This window comes from Sphaerospermopsis sp. LEGE 00249 (assembly GCF_014299995.1).
Classification (GTDB): domain Bacteria; phylum Cyanobacteriota; class Cyanobacteriia; order Cyanobacteriales; family Nostocaceae; genus Sphaerospermopsis; species Sphaerospermopsis kisseleviana.
Genome location: NZ_JACJUZ010000002.1, coordinates 125,983 through 143,647, shown reverse-complemented (window position 1 = coordinate 143,647; position 17,665 = coordinate 125,983). Strand labels below are relative to the sequence as shown.

The window sequence follows — 17,665 nt, the reverse complement described above, 5'->3', positions numbered from 1 at the left end:
ATAGGTGTTAAAACAAACATGATATGAGTATTTTAGATTCTATGCCAGATGAACCGGGAGAAGATTCATCACCTGAATCATCAAACCCTGGTAATCAGCCAGATATACACCAACACTTAAAGCGTCCCCAACTTAAAGTTGATGCTCCTTTGAGGATGGTGGAAACGGCATTTTTAGCCAGTACAGCTAGTTTAATTTGGTTTATTAATTTTTATTTTCCTTTGGGTCCGGTTTTACGGATGTTTTTCCCTTTACCCATTGCTTTAGTTTATTTGCGCTGGGGTAAACGTGCTGCCTGGATGGCTGCGGTAACATCTGGTTTACTGTTGGCGGTGCTGATGGGACCTGTTCGCAGTATGTTATTCGTGATGCCTTTTGGTTTGATGGGTGTACTTTTAGGGGCAACTTGGCATCGTCGTGTACCTTGGATTGTGTCAATTACTTTAGGTATGCTCCTGGGTACTTTGGGTGTGTTTTTCCGACTGTGGTTACTGTCGGTTTTATCTGGTGAAGATTTGTGGGTTTATGTGATTAACCAGGTGACAGAAATTATTGAATGGATATTCCTGAAACTGCAAATATTAGCAACTCCCAATGTGTTTGTTGTTCAGGTGGGGGGGATGCTTTTGATTGCATTCAACAACTTGATTTATTTGTTTGTGGTACATCTGGTAGCATGGTTACTTTTGAATCGTCTGGGAAATCCTATCCCCCGTCCCCCACGTTGGGTACAAATCTTGTTGGATTATGAAGGTTAATTAATAATTGATAATTGATAATTGATAATTGATAATTCATAAACTCCTGTCTCTTCCCTGTTCCCTATTCCCTGTTCCTAATGACAATGATTAAAATTTATACCCAAATTGAACAGGGTGAAGCATGGCTCAAACGTTATTATGGTAGTTTACCTATTTTTGCCTGTGTTTTAGGTTTTACAGAAACTTGTTTGATTCCTGGTATTTCTGCTGCTGGTTTGACTCCAGAGGATAGAAAATATACTGCTTGTGCTGATGCGGAATTTTTGTATTATGGTGCAGCACATCAGCCTCAATATCCCTTACCACCTTTGACTGCTGGCGCTTCCCCGGTGCTAATTTCTCGTGCTGTGGTGGAAGAACTAAAAATACCAGTTTATTTGTTTAATGCGGGTTTACCTTTGATTCCGGCTGTACCATTAATTGATTTGGGAGGCACGACTGCTAGGTGTTTAAGCACAGGTGCAGCTATGGAAATAGCCACAGTTAAACATTTGCTGGAACAAGGTTTACTTTGGGGTGATCAACTCGGTGCTAAACACTCTCAGGGATATCTAATTTTAAGTGAGTGTGTGGTGGGTGGTACTACAACTGCTTTGGCAATTTTAACTGGTTTAGGTATTGATGCGGCTGGAAAAGTTAATAGTAGTCATCCTGTTTGTAATCATGCACAAAAGTGGGCTGTAGTACAAGCAGGTTTGGAAAACCGACACAATTTTACAGATCCTCTGGAACTGGTGGCCGCAGTAGGTGATCCCATGCAAGTAGTGGTAGCTGGGATGGCGATCGCTGCTAGTCGGCGTTGTGGGGTTTTGCTGGCTGGTGGTACACAAATGCTGGCTGTTTATGCTTTACTGCAAGCGATCGCTCAAGCTTACTCTTTATCTTGGCAACCAGAAGCAATAGTTGTTGGTACAACTCGTTGGGTTGCAGAAGACACTACCGGGGCTACAGTTGACTTAGCCCTCAGCTTGGGTAAAAACAACTTTAGTTGGGGTAAAATCACTCCTCCCCTACTAGCTACACAATTAAGTTTTGCTAATTCTCGTTATCCCCAACTCCAAGCTTATGAGCAGGGTTTTGTCAAAGAAGGTGTTGGTGCTGGAGCAGCGTGTCTAGCGGCCTATCTCAGTCAAAATTGGCTGCAAGAACAACTTTTAACAGCCATTGAAGCCCAAATGACACAATTAATAAATTCGTTGTCGCATTAATTGTTCTTCTAAAGCAGCAATACGATTATATGCCGCTGTTAATTGTGCTGTTAGTCGTTGGATTTGAATTTCTGGTGTTATTTGCCTATCTCCAGCTTGCATATTCATATCTGGATAAATGCCATCTATTAACACATCCTTATGTTCCAAATTAGAATTGAAAGTAATCTGTGGTTTGAAGTTGAACATTTCAACTTCATGATTTTCTAGATAATTATCTTTTGGCTGTTTTTGCTCTAAAAAGCAATCAGTCAAACCCTGAGACAGTTTCCTGTCAAGGTTTTCAATCACCTGGTATAGAGCATCTACTTTCTGGCTCAAAGTCAGTATCTGTGTTTGCAGTGAGTCCATTTAATACCTTTATTCCCAAATAGTGTTTCTATGTTATTCAATTTACTGGCAATGTTAAAAATACTTATGATTTATTTAATCTTTGATATTTTTCTTGGTAGGTTGTGAAAGAGATTATTAATTATATATGTACATCAATAAAATCTATCCATATCACTCAAATATTTATTAATAAATTGAAGTATTAGGCGGCATTGCTCACCAACACTGATGGGAAAGTTACAAGATGTAAATATTGCTATACGCAAGATTGTACTAAAAACTGATTCTTGTGTAGGGGTAATTCATGAATTACCCCTACTTTTGTTCTATTTTGCGTAAGTCCTGCTAATAATCAGTTACAATTTGTTATCATCGGTTTCTAAAGATACAGGAGTGAGATATTGTTATTTTCTTAGCAAATTTTGCTCCTATGGTTAAGATTATGTTGATAGCCCTAGAGTTGAAAATAAATGGATCGACGGTTTTTTTTACTAGGTACAAGCGGGTTCGTAGTTTCCCAAATGCTAATGGGTTGTAATAGCCAGAACCAGGCGCAATTCAATGTGCAGCTATTAAAGGGTTCTATACCAGGCTACGTGGTTAATCAATTTCGCAAAACTGTACAGTCAGAGGTAAATTTCAAGTTTGTCCCTGTTAATCAAATTTATGATTTATTTAAACAGTTACAAACTTGGCAACAACCAGACGCTAATAACAAAGAAGGATGGAGTCGTTTGATTCCATTTAGGCAAAATCAAAAAGTTACTAAATCTGACTTAGTAACATTAGGAGATTATTGGCTAAAAGCAGCTATTGAACAGAAATTAATTCAACCATTGGAAACAGAAAAAATTAAACAATGGTCAACTTTAAATCCAAAATGGCAACAACCGGTAAAAAGGGATGATCAAGGAAATATAGATCCACAAGGTAAGGTTTGGGCTGCACCTTATCGCTGGGGTAATACAGTAATTGTTTATAATCGGGAAAAGTTGCAACAATTTGATTGGCAACCAAAAGATTGGAGTGATTTATGGCGCAGTGAGTTGCGATCGCGCATTTCCCTACTAAACCATCCTAGAGAAGTAATTGGGTTAGTTTTAAAGAAACTCGGAAAATCCTACAATACAGAAAATCTTGCAGAAATTTCCGATTTAGAAACAGAATTAAAAACCTTAAATCAACAAGTTAAATTCTATGATTCTACTACCTACCTAGAACCGCTAATCATGGGAGATACTTGGTTAGCTGTGGGGTGGTCAAATGATGTTATACCCATACTCAGTCGTTATCCTAAACTTAATGCTATAATTCCCCAATCAGGAACAGCAATTTGGGCTGACTTATGGGTAAAACCAGCAGGAGTTGAGCAAAGCAATTTATCATCCGAATGGATTAATTTTTGTTGGCAACCAAATATAGCTAAGGAAATTACTATATTGACTAAAACGAACACGCCTATTACCACAAATATTGCTGCCTCTGATATTTCCCAACCATTACAAAACCTATTATTAACTAATCAGGAATTGTTGGAGAAAAGCGAATTTATTATCCCATTATCAGCAGCAGCAACACAGCAATATGAATCTTTATTTAAGAAAATGAAAAATCCAGGCTAGGGAGAGAACCACCTCGCTTGTTAGACACCGCAAGGGATCTAAAGAATCTGCGATCCTTTAGGACGCAGAGTGTCAAAAAATCACCGCTTACAAAATAACTGCCCCTTGCACATCAATGGGAAGCGATCGCACATGAGAAGTAATTCCCTCTTGCTTCCAAGCATTAGCCATCGCAGTTACTACAGCTTGTGTATGTAAATTATCAGTCAAAGCTAAAAGCGTAGGTCCTGCACCACTAATAACCATTCCATAAGCACCAGCAGCTAAAGCAGAAGTTTCTACATTATCATAACCAGGAATCAAAGCCTTACGATAGGGTTGATGTAATTTATCTTGCAAAGCAGCTTTTAGCCATTCTTCCCTACTCGTTGCCAAAGCCCGCAACAACAAACCCAAATGAGCAGCATTAAAAATCGCATCAGCCCGACTTATTTCCGTAGGTAAAACCTTACGTGCTTCCGAAGTTGATAACTCAAAATCAGGAATTGCCACCACAGGTATAATATCTTTGTGCCAAGTCAGATCACAAATTTTCCAACCATTCAAACCAGTGGCCGCTAAACGACATCCACCCAAAAAAGCAGGAACAACATTATCAGGATGTCCTTCCATTGCGATCGCCAATTCCATTACCTGCACATCAGACAACGGCGAACCCGCTAACGCATTACCAGCAACCAAACCACCCACAATAGCAGTAGCAGAACTTCCCAAACCTCTGGCTAAGGGTACACCCAACTTAATCTCAATTTTCACAGAAGGCGGTTTTTCCTGGATATATTCATATAACTTGACAAAAGCCTGATAAAGCAGATTACTTTCATCAGTTTGCACCTTATCCGCTTCCGTCCCAGAAACCTGAATCACCAAACCGCCATCATTGCGAGTAAACTTAAATTCATTGTGCAGTTGCAAAGCCGCACCGATGCAGTCAAAACCAGGACCTAAATTAGCAGTAGTAGCAGGGACCTTAACAGTAACAGTAGAAATAGTAGACATTTGCCGATATTTATTAATCAATAAAATAGCATCTCATGGAAAAGGCTAATTTAACACTAAAACTGACATTTTAGAGAGCGATCGCTTGGGCTAAACACAAACTCACCGGAATTACAATCACGACGTACCATAACCATAGTAACTTTACCATTTTTGAGGTTGCCCCCCTCAAATCTCATCACTCCAGTCACCCCCATAACGGAAAATTGTGATAGAAAACGTTTCCAGGTAAAGATATACTATTTGCAAAAACTTCCGCATTTTCCCAGTTCCGTCCGGGTTCGAGAATTTGACTCGCAGTTTCTAACCAAAAAGGATTATCAATCGTCCATCCTTTTCTTTCCGAGCCTGTTTGATGATGTGCAGTCCGGTAACTGAGAGTTTGAGACTAGGCATGAGAGATTATTAGGGGCTTGTGCTAAATCTGTCAAGCTCAATTTTAGATCAGTATTATAGTGAACCGAAACTGAACTAGAAATAGTTAATAGACATCAGTGATATTAAGTATATTCCTCAAAGACGACGGAAAAGACCATGAAGCACTTTATCTCAACCTCTGTTGCTACGGTTACAATTATGGCTTCGTTATCAACTCAGGCATTTGCTCAAACCAAACCTTCCCCGGTTACAGCCTTCTTGGATCGCTTAGGGATGAATTATGAATTCCAAAAAGATGGGACTATTGCAATATTTAGCTGGAGTTGACGGTAATCGGACTCAAAATGGATTTATCGTGCCAGAAGTTGGAAAAATTGGTAACAATGATTTTATTCTCGTAATGTCTTTTTCTCGAATTGCTAAAACACCTCCAGATGGGGAAAAAACCAAGCAATTGTAAAGCAAAGTTAATGACATATCAAGCGGTTGGGCTTCTAAACAAAGATCCGGATTTGGCGCGTAAAGACATCATAGAAATTCTCAATATTGCAGACACCGAAGAAAAAAATCTGGGTAGCAGAGACAGATTGTAAACAATTCCAAATAGAACACAGAAAATTATGCAAAAAAGTAAATTCTTAGGGATTGTATTTATTCCCTTGCTGCTAGTTGAGGCAGTATTTGTACCCACTGCTCATGGGTTGGATGCAAGAAAGCTATACCAGCTATGTTCTCGCTTTCCCCTCAATTCCCAATGTCAAGGATATGAAACGCCTATAGCCTTGGATGATCGAGCCGGCAAAATAGGTGATTGCATATTTAAAAATAATGAGGTAGAAAGCCGAGGACTTTGTAAGATTACTGTCAATGGTACAGGCATTACCATTTACCAAGAAACTGGCAAAGAACTGGAAATTATTAACGATAAAAAATCTACTCGTACCGTACAGATTACCCCGACTAGCGTGGGTAGAATTCAATATCGTGAAGATGAAAAAGGCAACACAGGCGCGAAGATAGTCAACACGATCCTATTTGGAGTTGCTGGTTTGCTACTCACTCCCAACAAAAAGGTATCAGAAATTGAGTTTGACTATACATCAACTACTCCCCAAGACACCAGCCAGGAAAAAAGTGTGAACTCCTTAAGGGTATTTATCGAGCGAGAAACTGGTAGAGAAATGCGATCGCAGTTAGAAAAAATCACTGGTCGTCAAGCAGAAACTCCACAAACTAAACTTTGATCCGAAAAATTAACGGCAAAAGAAATTTACTAGCAACTAATACATATCTATCATGAGCAACTGACTATGGCGAAGGTATTGCCAGCGATGGAGCAGGTAATAGTTACATCACAGGATATTTTTCAGATACTGCTACTTTCGGAGACATTACCCTTACCAGTGCAGGTGGTAGTGATGGGTTCATAACCAAGCTCGATAGTAGTGGCAAATTCCTCTGGGCAAAGAAATTGGGTGGTACATCCTATGACTCTGCTGCTATATAAAACCTAGACAAAACTAGACTTTACTTTCTACTTCAACGGGAGCATGGGAGCAGTTATCCCTCAGTAGACTTTCACGCCTTAGCCAGACGCGATTGTGTTCCAATTAAGTTTCTCAAAAAGACTACCACCATCATTGCTTGGTTTTCGCGTCGGCAATAGTCTCAATTCAATACTTGATATCACCGTATTATATATCAAGTAGTTGATTTTTTCCTAAAAATATATTGATTTTTGTCAATATAAGTATAGTTTTGTCTATGAAATTGTCAACTTAGGACTTGCTCACGGCATTACTGTCGATAGTTCTGGTAACACCTACATCACGGGAAGTTTCAATGGTATTGCCAAAAGTGGCAATATTACCCTAGTGTTGTCAACGAAATTGGACTATTTACTGTAGACGATGATCAAGGAACTATAGACGGTATTGCGCCCAACGATTCTAATTACACTCAAGCGGTGCTGTCACGTTCTCGCAGTATTTTCTCAACTTTAGGAAATTCGCCCAACGGATTTGATACTAACCTCACCCGGACTCTAGACCTCGATGCAGGTATTCGCTTCCGCCTCCTATTAGTACAAAACGGCACTCTCGATGGTTTAAGGAATGGTACAGTACCACTGTCACAATTGTTGCTATCCTCTCCTGCCTCCTTGCAAGTTTCTGACGTAGGTAACAGCACCTTTGACCTGCGTTTTGAGGATAGTCCTGGGAGTGGTCAGTTCAATGATGCAGTGTTGCAAATGCAACTAGGAACAGAAGCTGATAAACCTATAGGTACTAATCTACAAGACCAGCAGGAAGGTGAGGTACTTGACTTACGTGGGCTAACAGATACGCAAACGGCAACATTTACGGTTAACCGTGAGGCAGCATATAACAACTTTGTTGGGTTCTTTAGTGTAGCTGATGCCAACGGTAGTATTGATATCAACGGTGACGGTATAGGGGATTTGCTACCCGGACAAACAGGTTATGGAGAAGCTGCGGTAAAGAACCGTGTCGGTGGTATTAACCTGAGTGTGGGCAATCAAGGTCAAGCAAGCTTTACGGGTCAGTTTGAAGGTGGCTCAATATTTGCGCCGTTTCTCATTGTCAATGGCACACCAGACCAACTTCTTGATAGCAACCCCAATAATAACCCCGCCATTTACTTCCCGTATCTTGGTGCAAATTCGGACAAAGTAGACCATGTGCGGATGTTAGGTAACAATGTCTTCGGATTTGAGGACTTGACCAATGGTGGTGATAAAGATTTCAATGATATCATCGTTAGCGTCAAGTTCAACTGATTTCTGGCTCTCAATACTATGACTTTGAGTAATAGAGAAGCTTTTAATTATTGTGCGGAGATTTGTGAAATTTCCGCTTCATAAATAATTCTTGAACTACATTCAATAGGTTAAATTATGTGGATTAAACTTATCCGAAGATTGTCTCTATTTTGCGTTGCTCTATTTTTCACTATTGCACTTTCTCTCAATCATGCTGCCGCACAAACACCTCTTTTCAGCAATCAATAATCGAAAATGTCCTGAATGTGAAAAATTTACGCTAAACAGGAATTCTACAATATTAGTTGCTGCAACGACTAGCAGTACAGGAAAGAAAAGAGTAACCCACCACTGTACAAACTGCTCATACCATAACGAGTATGAAGAAGTAATTCCAGTAATTAGTGAAAGTAGTGGTGGTGGCGGCAGTTAATTCGTAACCCACATTTCACAGAAAAACACTCACAAATTGCTTTCCTAGATATCAAAATTGATATAAAAAAAGGGGTAATCAAATTTAAGATTACTCTTTCTTTTATCAATGTTTTTGACTAGATATCAAGAGAGCGATCGCCGATTACAAATTTTGTCCCACTCTCAATAGAAATAAGTAAGTAGGCTTAATTAACTGTTAGATAGTGGAACAGGCTTCTAGCCTGTTGACGGTCTGTCTGGCCCATCTCACATCTTATATTTAATTGCAACTAGCTACTGACTTGATAACCTGAAGTTCAGATTATATCTGATATCTCAAGATCAGATGAGTTAGCTAATTTCACTTAAATTTAATGCTTCACTATAAAAAATACCCACTACCAATATAGTAAAAGTAGTGGGATTAATTTATGATCAAAAATTTTCTATTTTGTTGAGTAAACAATAAAAAACTTAATTTCGTTCGCAAGATTAGAGGATGTTTGAAAAGTCTAACTTGGGCGATTAGAAATCACATCTACTACAGACAAAACCTGCCTATGCAGGTTTCAAATCCTTAATTTTTCGTTAGTCCACGCAGGTGGACTTTGCTTGTGTAGTAGCGAATTATATTCGCCGAAAACTTTTAAGACAACCTCTTAGGTTTATTCAACAGTCGCCAAAACCGAGTTGACCTCAACATCAGCAATTTTTGGACTGGCAAACCCAGCATAAATACCAGGCTTAGTTTCAGAAATCACAGTGTAAGATTGACGTACCTGGGCATTAATAGCCACAGTTGTAGCGTCATACATCTGCATCGCCACTTTAGGATAGAAACCAATACCGATAATTAAAACTAGAAAACAAGCTGCAATAAACACTTCACGGGGTCTAGCATCAGTGTAAAGTGATTGACCTGGTAATAAACAATCAGTACCAAAACAAGCAGTACCTTCATCTTCCAGGTTTTCCGAACCTCCATTATTGATATCACAAATCAATGCTGCATCCTTACCATAAAATACCTGACGCAGCATAGAAAGTAGATAAATAGGTGTGAGGATAACACCCACAGCGGCGAGGAAAACTGTCACTGTGCAGAAAGTGGAACTATAAACATCGCTGGTTGTTACACCCACAAACACCGAGAGTTCACCCACAAAACCACTCATACCGGGTAAAGCCAGAGATGCCATTGCACCTATAGTAAACAACGCAAACACCACAGGCATCGCTTGTCCAATACCACCCATATCCTTCATCACCATTGTATGGGTGCGGTCGTAGGTGACACCTGCCAGGAAGAATAACACGGAGGCGATTAAACCATGTGATATCATTTGCAACATAGCCCCATTCATCCCTAAATCGGTGAAGGAAGCTAAACCTAGCAGTACAAAACCCATGTGAGAGATAGAAGAAAAGGCTAAACGCCGTTTCATGTTAGTTTGGGCAAAGGAGTTTAACGCACCATAGATAATATTGACCACACCGAGAATAGCTAAAACTGGTGCAAAGTAAATATGGGCATCGGGTAAAAGCTGCATATTCAGGCGAATCAAACCATAACCGCCCATTTTTAGTAACACACCTGCCAAAATCATAGATACAGGTGAAGATGCTTCACCGTGGGCATCGGGCAACCAGGTATGTAAGGGGAAAATTGCCAACTTCACCCCAAAGGCAACAAACAAACCTGCATAAAGCAGTAATTGTAAACCGAGAGGATAACTTTTAGTAGCTAAGTCACTGATATCAAAACTGAGAACACCGTCACCTTGTAAACCCATTGCGAGGGCGGCTACTAAGATAAATATAGAAGCTGCTGCTGTATATAGTATAAATTTGGTTGCGGCGTAGCGTCGTTTTTGACCACCCCAAATGGAAACTAATAGATATACAGGGAGTAGTTCTACTTCCCATGCGATGAAAAATAACATCAGGTCTTTGGCAACAAACACCCCTATTTGTGCCGAATATAGCACCAACATTAAAAAGTAAAATAGGCGTGGTCTGCGGTCAACTTGCCAAGCTGAAAATATAGAAAGGGTGGTGACAAAACCTGCTAAAAGTACCAAAGGCGCAGAAATACCATCCACTGCCACAGACCAGTTTAGTCCCAGGGTAGGCATCCAGGCATAATTTTCTATTAGTTGGAAACTCGCATCAGCAGGATTGTAATGTGTCCAGAAAGCATAGCACATTAACGCAAAGTCAGCGATACCTACACCCAAAGCATACCACCGGACAAGTTTACCGTCTTTATCAGGTAGTACAGGAATCAGAAAGGATGCAAGGAGAGGGAGGAGAATAATCGCGGTCAGCCAAGGAAATTGTTCCGCCATCATGTCAATAGAGAAAAATACTTATTTGTGTAATGATGACATTGTACTGGAATTTGTAACAATTTCTTTATAAATTTTTACCCTCTTTACATATAGAGAGAATAAATACCTAGAAAAATCCTATGGTTAGTATTGGTAAGGGTATATGTAGCTGATGTTATAAGATTTAGTTATGTTATAAGTGGTGATCGCGCTATTACATTAAATCTATTAAATCCATGACAGAGATTGAATTAGTAACAGAAGGTCTTTATGATCAGGATCAGTATCTATGGTTAGAAGATACCATCCTCAAACTCAAGGCGCGAGATTTTCATGGGTTGGATGTGGAACATTTAATTGAGGAGATGGAAATCTTGGCGGGTAGGGATAGGGCTGAAGTTGAAAGCCGTTTAATTGTATTATGGACACATTTATTAAAAGGGATTTATCTTAATAGTGAATATGATATTGACATTTGGCGTTGCATAAGTGTGGGATGAATTAGTTGAACACGGGTATTTGATTATATTTCAAATAATGAAGTAATAATCTAACTGAATATTTAAGCATATCTACGGATTTAGAATAACATAATGTCTTTCTATGTAGACGTGCTAGATAATGACGTAAACGTGTATTTTCTCCTTCAACTCTAGTCATATATGTTTTACTCACAATATGGTCTTCTGGTTGAATGAAACTAGGATAAACTTTCCATCCATCAGTGACATAAAAATAGCATTGCCAGAGTTTAACAATATCCCACAAAGGCTGAAAAGTTTCCGCACTGTGGTCTCCCAAAACCCAAGCTAAAATCCCTTGACTAAAGTGATTTACTGCTGTCCACAACCAAATTTTGTTTTTTTTGAGCCAATAAAAGTCTCTAATTCATCTAATTCACCTACTTCTGGTATTTCCTCAATTGGTGGTGCATCTGGCAATTTCTCACCAATTTGTTTAACCCAAGAAATTACAGTTGTATGATGAACACCTTGAGTACGTTCTATGGCTCTAAATCCCATCCCATTGACGTAGGATTTTAAGCATCTTGTTTCACTTCATTTGAGTATCCTCTTGGTGGACTATAAACATCTATAAACTGACGACCACATTTGACGCAAATGTGATTTTGTTTACCTCTGCGTTTTCCATTTTTTCTAATCTCAGTAGACCCACAGTATGGACAATGCACCGTATCAACCCTCAATTCATCCCTCTATTATGCAACGCCATACTTTACTATTACCCATTGCAGAAATAAAACCCTATTGGTAAATATCCCGCCCTGAAAAGAGATTAGCAATTTACAGCTAGATTTTGATTTTTGTCAGAATCAGGATGTCCAGGATTAAAGGATTAACAGGATTGAGAATTTAAGCTACTGCAAATCCTGTATATTGTCTAACGTTAGGTTCATGAAATCCTAAAACAATCTCTTCTTTAGGAATACCTGCTGCTAACAAATCTAAAGCTATTCCATCCTCTGTACTATCACTTTGAATCCAAATTTTATGATCAATAATATCTATATGAATAATACAAGCATGAACTCTAGTATCATCTTCCCATCCTGATGTAATCACTAAATAACGATTTTCGTCCTTGCTAATAATTACTTCGGCTTTTAAATCTCCATAATGATAGGGTATAGCAGCATATTCTGTGAGGACTTTTTCAATAATTTGACGATAATTAGTTAATTTATCCATTTGATAATTATCTCCTTTTTGGCATCAACTATCATCAGTTTAATTTGATTTTTATGGATAACTAAATCACCAATAGGTTCTGAGAATATATCATTAAATGTTGATTTTGTAATTGCCAAATATAATAAACGTTCAGGTTCTTTTTCTTCTAAAATATTGCGATATAATATATATTGTCCTAATGCTTTTTCTAATTCTGTGGCTTGGGAAATACCCGCAAAACTTTTAATTTCAACCGCAATTTTTAATTCTCCTTTTTGTGCGGCTATCAATTTTTTAGCACCAATATCAACAAAAAAATCTCTTTTACCCCAAGTTAATTTCAAAGGATCATCTGTAATTATCCAATCGTCTTTTTCCAGAGCTTTCCTGAAAGTATCGTGATAAATATCCTTTGCTGGCATGATGATAATCGTAATCTAATTTTAGGAAAATTTTGAGATCACACAGTTCAAAAAAATCATAGGTTGGGTTTTTTGTAATGTTGGGTTTCGCTTGCGCTCTACCCAACCTACTAATTATTAGAAGTTGCTAAAATTAGAAATCGCTTCCTGCATTTTATTCACAACTTCATCTACAGATATCGCTCCCAACTCCCCAGATGCACGGGTACGAATACTCAAAGAATTACTTTCTACTTCCTTCGCACCTACTACCGCCATTACTGGGATTTTATCCTTTTCCGCATTGCGAATCAATTTACCCAAGCGATCGCCACTTAAATCAACTTCGGCTCTAATTCCTAAAGCTACCATTTTCGCAGCAACTTCTTTGGTAAAATCAACTTGCAATTCACCTACAGGTAAAAGTCGAATCTGCACAGGTGCTAACCATAAAGGAAAATCACCCGCATATTCTTCAATTAAAATCCCTATCAACCGTTCCAAAGATCCAAATGGTGCGCGGTGAATCATAACAGGACGTTTACGCGAACCATCTTCAGCAACGTATTCTAAATCAAAGCGTTCAGGTAAATTATAATCTACCTGCACCGTCCCTAATTGCCATTCTCTATCTAAGGCATCACTGAAGATAAAATCGAGTTTTGGACCATAAAAAGCCGCTTCCCCAATACCTTCAAAATAGTCCATTCCCAATTCTTGCACAGCACGACGAATCGCACCTTCCGCTTTATCCCAAACTTCATCCCCACCAATATATTTATCACTGGCTGGATCACGGAAACTCAATCTCGCTTTAAAATTCTTCAGTTGCAGACTTCTAAACACCGTCAAAATCAAATCTACAACATTCAAAAATTCCTCATCCAGTTGTTCAGGAGTAACAAATAAATGGGAATCATCCACAGTAAAACCACGTACCCGCGTTAAACCACCCAGTTCTCCCGATTGTTCATAGCGGTAAACTGTACCAAATTCCGCCAAACGCATCGGTAATTCCCGATAGGATCTTAATTCACTCTTGTATATTTGGATATGAAAGGGGCAGTTCATTGGCTTGAGGACAAAACCCTGTTCAATGGCTTTAGCTTCCTCATTTTCAGCCATCATCGGAAACATATCTTCCTTGTATTTTTGCCAGTGTCCCGATGTTTTAAATAAATCAACTCTGGCAATGTGAGGTGTAACAACAGGTAAATAACCCCGTTTTAACTGTTCTTTTTTCAGGAAGTCTTCTAAAATGCTTCTCAACAGCGTACCTTTAGGAGTCCAAAGGGGTAAACCAGGACCGACAGGATCGGCGAAAATAAACAAACCGAGTTCTTTACCCAGTTTACGATGGTCACGCCTTAACGCTTCTTCTTTGCGGCGTTTATATTCTGCTAGTTGTTCGGGAGTTTCCCAAGCAGTAGCGTAAATGCGTTGTAACTGGGCTTTGGTTTCATCTCCGCGCCAATAAGCACCGGCTACGCTTTCTAATTCTATCGCTTTGGGGTTGATGTCCTTGGTATTTTCGACGTGGGGACCCGCGCACAAATCCCACCATTGATCACCTAAATGATAAATGGTAATGGGTTCTTCTTTAATATCTGCGAGAATTTCTAATTTATACGGTTCTTGAATTGCTTCAATTCGTTTTTTTGCTTCTTCGCGGTTGACTTCTTCCCGAATAACTGGGAGTTTGCGGTTAATAATCTTCACCATCTCTTTTTGGATGGCTTTTAAATCCTTATCGCTAAAGGGTTCGGGGTTATCGAAGTCATAATAAAAACCGTTTTCAATCCACGGACCAATGGTAACTTGCGCCTTGGGAAACAGCTTTTGTACGGCCATGGCCATGACGTGAGAAGCGGTATGGCGAATTTTTTTTAATGTTTCTGATTCGCTGGTGCGGGGTAAATAGATTTTCTCTGCTGGTTTTTCTAGGTTTTGAGTTTCTTGAGTTGGCGACATCGGCTGTTGAACCATTGGCGATTACAAATAGAATTGTTGAAAATATATTCTTAAAATCATAGTCCACTTGCTGACGACGCAGTGGGCTTTATTCTCTGGACTCTCCTAATTTATCACCCCCACTGAGCTAGTTGGGAAAAGCATTGCCGATTAACCGCAGTTCTGTTAACAGTTGGGGAGCAATGCGATTTTGTGCGATGACCCCACCTCACAGGGGTAGGTTTTTAATATGATCTGTGAAGGCAAGACCAGGAAGACAAGGAAGGCTTGTCCTGAGCGTAGTCGAAGGGATGGACAAGGAAGATTTTATACGGACAATGGTTTTTTGACGGACTATTTTTGTGACTAAGAATACAGACCCTGAAAATGAGCATTGCGTGTAACTAAAATTAGATTATATTGAAGACTCATTGCGGCGATCCAAATATCATTTTCAGGTAAGGGACGACCTTTTAAACGTAGCTGATTTTTTATTTCACCATATATTCGAGATGTTTGTGTATTACATTCAAGTACAGTATTTTTGGCGATAAATTCTTCAATACGTTCTATATTCTCTTTTGAACGTCCCGATTTTCTAGCACCATAAAACAATTCCCCTACTGCAATACTGGGAATGAAAACTTCAGTTGCTTGTGAAAGGTTGTTTTTGACAGCTATTTCATCAGCAAAGAAAGCAATAATAATATTAGTATCGAGCAAGTATCTACCATTCATCAAAGTCAACCTTTTCGCAATCTTGGTTTATTGCTTCACTCATTAGCTGTAAATCTTGTTTGGGTATTGAACCTGCAAAATTTAGTAATTCTTTACCGGGAACACCTTTGATTTTTAAATTTGTCAAACTGCGGGCAAATTCCAGGACTTGATATTGCAAGTCTTGAGGCATTATTTTTAATTGTTCAATAATTTGGTCAGCAATAGATACATTCATAATATTTTTTCCTTGAATTTTGAAATACTGTTGGACTGACTTTTGCAGTGTAACCCAGATCAACAAGCCAAACTTCTCCACGTCTAGGGGTACTCATAATCTGTTTCTTGTTGATATAATTATAAAAAGAGTTCTTCAGCATTCCACACTAAATCGTCATCGGATAAAGGTGGAAAGTCTAAATTTGTAACCCGTTTTAAAATCTCCACAGCTATTTCTAATCTTTCGGATTCTGGTAAAATATCAAATGTGCTTAATAATTCTTTCACTAAAGTAGTCATGGATCTTTTCTCCATACACTTTTATATCATAACATGATTATAATATTTGTGTGATACAATAATATATTTACTCAATCACATACAATGGGCAAAGCTATTAAAATCCAAATTGTCAAAATCGGAGATTCGCAAGGTGTTTTTATTCCTAAAACACTGTTATAAAAAAGCGGAATTAACTCAGAAGTAGAAATAGAAGTTCAAGGAAATCATTTCATTATTCGCCCAGTTAAACAAGTAAGAAAAGGTTGGGAAAAAGCATTTATAGAAATAGCGGAAAATGGCGATTATGTTTTATTAGATGATGTCTAGAAACTGGGGTAAGTAAAATAATTCTTTATATATATATTTATTTATAGTCAAAGTTTGACCAAATTATTTAAAAAATAAAAGTCAGTCAAGGGTAAACCTCTTGACTATTTTACTATATATACTTTTCTAGGCAAAACTCGTAGTTATACTTCGTGTTACAGTAATTTAAACTACGGTATTATTTTTATCTGTTTACAAATAGTAGATTTGACAAAAACTAATCTCAAAGTAAAATTTGGCCGTAAATTAAGGCAAATACGTAGATTGAAAAATTTAACTCAAGAACAATTAGCTGAAGCAATAGGAGTTTCTGTTGAGTTTATTAGTAATATCGAACGTGGTATTAATGCACCTTCTTTCGATACCTTGGAAAAACTCTCTGAATTTCTCCATGTTTCTTATGTTGATTTGTTTAACTTTCAAGATGAGTAACAATTATGGCAAAAAAGAAAGATGAGAATTTAAGTAACAAAAAAGTTCAGATATTTAAAAAATTAGAAGATAGAGATGAGAATGATTTAATAGACAAAACCATAGCAGAAATTAAAAATTCATCTGTCAAAGACAATGTTTTTCCTGTAGAGGCAATTTCTGAAAATATCAAAAAATTAGCTGTACAAGAATATAATATTTCTGTAGAGGCAGTAACACAACTTATCAAGTTAACTTCTAGTTTATTTAAAACACTATTATTATCAGCAGGATATGAAGAGAAAAAAATTCGTGCTATTATCACAAAATTTCGTGATGCAGGGAGACGTTCTGCACCTTGGAAACCTACATCTAGTCGTGTGCCAGGTAGGCCGCAAGATGGAAAAGATGGAAATAGAATAAATCGCTGGGAACTTCCATCAGAACATAAATTTTATGCTTCACAAGTGGATGCAACACTGGTTGAAGTAAAGTATTTTCTACAAGCTTTATCAATGAATGGATCACCTAGTTTACCAGATAATTCTATTCAAGATAGCTTTATTTGGCTGTTGGAACATTCCGTAAAACCGGGAATATATCTTGATCCTATACAATTAATTCCCATTGAATTTTCTCAGCTTATTGATACACCAAGAACAATTCAATCCGGTCATTTAATTCCTTTGGATCGTGGTGGTAAACATACCCCGCAAAATACATTTTTAATGTTAGAAAGAAGTAATCAAATCCAAGGTAATCAAACGTTAGATGAACTACTAGAACTCATGACCAGAGTAGTTAAAGGTTATCACGAAAAAGGCAGGATATAAACTATAA

20 protein-coding genes and 2 pseudogenes are annotated in these 17,665 nt (G+C 38.2%); 11 read left to right on the top strand and 11 right to left on the bottom strand.

Translation table 11 applies throughout. The features are described from left to right. Nucleotides 1-23: 23 nt before the first annotated feature. Together H5968_RS01650 and cobT are read left to right on the top strand one after the other, a co-directional pair. The gene (locus tag H5968_RS01650; protein WP_187038542.1) at nt 24-758 is read left to right on the top strand and encodes a DUF2232 domain-containing protein; all 735 of its coding nucleotides are present in this window, start codon (nt 24-26) and stop codon (nt 756-758) included. Nucleotides 759-844: 86 nt separating this feature from the next. Beyond that, the gene (gene cobT, locus H5968_RS01645; protein WP_096572175.1) at nt 845-1,969 is read left to right on the top strand and encodes a nicotinate mononucleotide-dependent phosphoribosyltransferase CobT; all 1,125 of its coding nucleotides are present in this window, start codon (nt 845-847) and stop codon (nt 1,967-1,969) included. On the opposite strand, the gene H5968_RS01640 is transcribed toward cobT, so the two are convergent. After that, nucleotides 1,946-2,320: a hypothetical protein gene (locus H5968_RS01640; RefSeq protein ID WP_096572176.1), complete on the bottom strand. Its 375-nt coding sequence runs from the start codon at nt 2,318-2,320 to the stop codon at nt 1,946-1,948. The genes cobT and H5968_RS01640 overlap by 24 nt on opposite strands. A 452-nt stretch (nt 2,321-2,772) precedes the next feature. Here H5968_RS01640 and H5968_RS01635 point away from each other — a divergent pair, with 452 nt between their 5' ends. Next, complete coding sequence (locus H5968_RS01635) at nt 2,773-3,924, top strand: extracellular solute-binding protein (RefSeq protein ID WP_187038541.1); 1,152 nt, start codon at nt 2,773-2,775, stop codon at nt 3,922-3,924. An 87-nt stretch (nt 3,925-4,011) separates the two neighbouring features. Here H5968_RS01635 and thrB read toward each other — a convergent pair whose 3' ends face one another. Both thrB and H5968_RS25360 read right to left on the bottom strand, forming a co-directional pair. Next, entirely contained in the window at nt 4,012-4,923 is a 912-nt protein-coding gene (gene thrB, locus H5968_RS01630; RefSeq protein WP_187038540.1) for a homoserine kinase, read from the bottom strand. Nucleotides 4,924-4,979: 56 nt separating this feature from the next. Beyond that, nucleotides 4,980-5,105: a hypothetical protein gene (locus tag H5968_RS25360; protein ID WP_255427012.1), complete on the bottom strand. Its 126-nt coding sequence runs from the start codon at nt 5,103-5,105 to the stop codon at nt 4,980-4,982. A 476-nt stretch (nt 5,106-5,581) separates the two neighbouring features. Here H5968_RS25360 and H5968_RS01625 point away from each other — a divergent pair, with 476 nt between their 5' ends. The 5 genes and pseudogenes from H5968_RS01625 (at nt 5,582) to H5968_RS01610 (ending at nt 8,101) form a co-directional block, all read left to right on the top strand. Next, nucleotides 5,582-5,761, top strand: a complete 180-nt coding sequence (locus H5968_RS01625; RefSeq protein WP_187038539.1) for a hypothetical protein — start codon at nt 5,582-5,584, stop codon at nt 5,759-5,761. 160 nt (nt 5,762-5,921) lie between these two features. Beyond that, nucleotides 5,922-6,545 (top strand): hypothetical protein, encoded by a 624-nt coding sequence (locus H5968_RS01620; RefSeq protein ID WP_096572181.1) that lies wholly within the window; start codon nt 5,922-5,924, stop codon nt 6,543-6,545. 59 nt (nt 6,546-6,604) lie between these two features. Next, nucleotides 6,605-6,808, top strand: a pseudogene (locus tag H5968_RS25995) (SBBP repeat-containing protein); the annotation flags it as partial. Between the two features lie 223 nt (nt 6,809-7,031). Next, a complete protein-coding gene (locus H5968_RS25990) occupies nt 7,032-7,208 on the top strand; it encodes an SBBP repeat-containing protein (RefSeq protein WP_187038559.1) in 177 nt (58 codons plus the stop codon). A 59-nt stretch (nt 7,209-7,267) separates the two neighbouring features. Next, nucleotides 7,268-8,101 carry a DUF4114 domain-containing protein gene (locus H5968_RS01610; protein ID WP_187038538.1) on the top strand — a complete coding sequence of 278 codons (834 nt, stop codon included), beginning with the start codon at nt 7,268-7,270 and terminating at the stop codon, nt 8,099-8,101. A 1,061-nt stretch (nt 8,102-9,162) separates the two neighbouring features. Here the strand turns inward: H5968_RS01610 and H5968_RS01605 are convergent. Then, a complete protein-coding gene (locus H5968_RS01605) occupies nt 9,163-10,848 on the bottom strand; it encodes an NAD(P)H-quinone oxidoreductase subunit 4 (RefSeq protein ID WP_187038537.1) in 1,686 nt (561 codons plus the stop codon). A gap of 215 nt (nt 10,849-11,063) precedes the next feature. Between H5968_RS01605 and H5968_RS01600 the strand changes: the two genes are divergently transcribed. After that, nucleotides 11,064-11,327, top strand: a complete 264-nt coding sequence (locus tag H5968_RS01600; RefSeq protein WP_255427011.1) for a DUF29 domain-containing protein — start codon at nt 11,064-11,066, stop codon at nt 11,325-11,327. Between the two features lies 1 nt (nt 11,328). On the opposite strand, the pseudogene H5968_RS01595 reads toward H5968_RS01600, so the two are convergent. From H5968_RS01595 to H5968_RS01565, 7 genes and pseudogenes are all read right to left on the bottom strand, one after another. Next, nucleotides 11,329-12,019, bottom strand: a pseudogene (locus H5968_RS01595) (IS1 family transposase). Nucleotides 12,020-12,200: 181 nt separating this feature from the next. After that, nucleotides 12,201-12,536 (bottom strand): XisI protein, encoded by a 336-nt coding sequence (locus H5968_RS01590; RefSeq protein ID WP_187038536.1) that lies wholly within the window; start codon nt 12,534-12,536, stop codon nt 12,201-12,203. Next, nucleotides 12,524-12,940: a XisH family protein gene (locus H5968_RS01585; RefSeq protein ID WP_187038535.1), complete on the bottom strand. Its 417-nt coding sequence runs from the start codon at nt 12,938-12,940 to the stop codon at nt 12,524-12,526. The genes H5968_RS01590 and H5968_RS01585 overlap by 13 nt, the downstream gene beginning before the upstream one ends. Nucleotides 12,941-13,057: 117 nt before the next feature. Continuing rightward, nucleotides 13,058-14,905, bottom strand: a complete 1,848-nt coding sequence (thrS, locus tag H5968_RS01580; RefSeq protein WP_228051585.1) for a threonine--tRNA ligase — start codon at nt 14,903-14,905, stop codon at nt 13,058-13,060. Between the two features lie 330 nt (nt 14,906-15,235). Then, nucleotides 15,236-15,592 carry a type II toxin-antitoxin system VapC family toxin gene (locus tag H5968_RS01575; protein ID WP_255427010.1) on the bottom strand — a complete coding sequence of 119 codons (357 nt, stop codon included), beginning with the start codon at nt 15,590-15,592 and terminating at the stop codon, nt 15,236-15,238. 4 nt (nt 15,593-15,596) lie between these two features. After that, nucleotides 15,597-15,824 carry a hypothetical protein gene (locus tag H5968_RS01570; protein WP_187038533.1) on the bottom strand — a complete coding sequence of 76 codons (228 nt, stop codon included), beginning with the start codon at nt 15,822-15,824 and terminating at the stop codon, nt 15,597-15,599. Nucleotides 15,825-15,943: 119 nt separating this feature from the next. Beyond that, a complete protein-coding gene (locus H5968_RS01565; RefSeq protein WP_187038532.1) occupies nt 15,944-16,105 on the bottom strand; it encodes a hypothetical protein in 162 nt (53 codons plus the stop codon). A gap of 516 nt (nt 16,106-16,621) precedes the next feature. Between H5968_RS01565 and H5968_RS01560 the strand changes: the two genes are divergently transcribed. Further along, nucleotides 16,622-16,846 (top strand): helix-turn-helix domain-containing protein, encoded by a 225-nt coding sequence (locus H5968_RS01560; RefSeq protein ID WP_096572190.1) that lies wholly within the window; start codon nt 16,622-16,624, stop codon nt 16,844-16,846. 5 nt (nt 16,847-16,851) lie between these two features. After that, nucleotides 16,852-17,658 carry a hypothetical protein gene (locus H5968_RS01555; protein ID WP_187038531.1) on the top strand — a complete coding sequence of 269 codons (807 nt, stop codon included), beginning with the start codon at nt 16,852-16,854 and terminating at the stop codon, nt 17,656-17,658. Nucleotides 17,659-17,665: the final 7 nt, after the last annotated feature.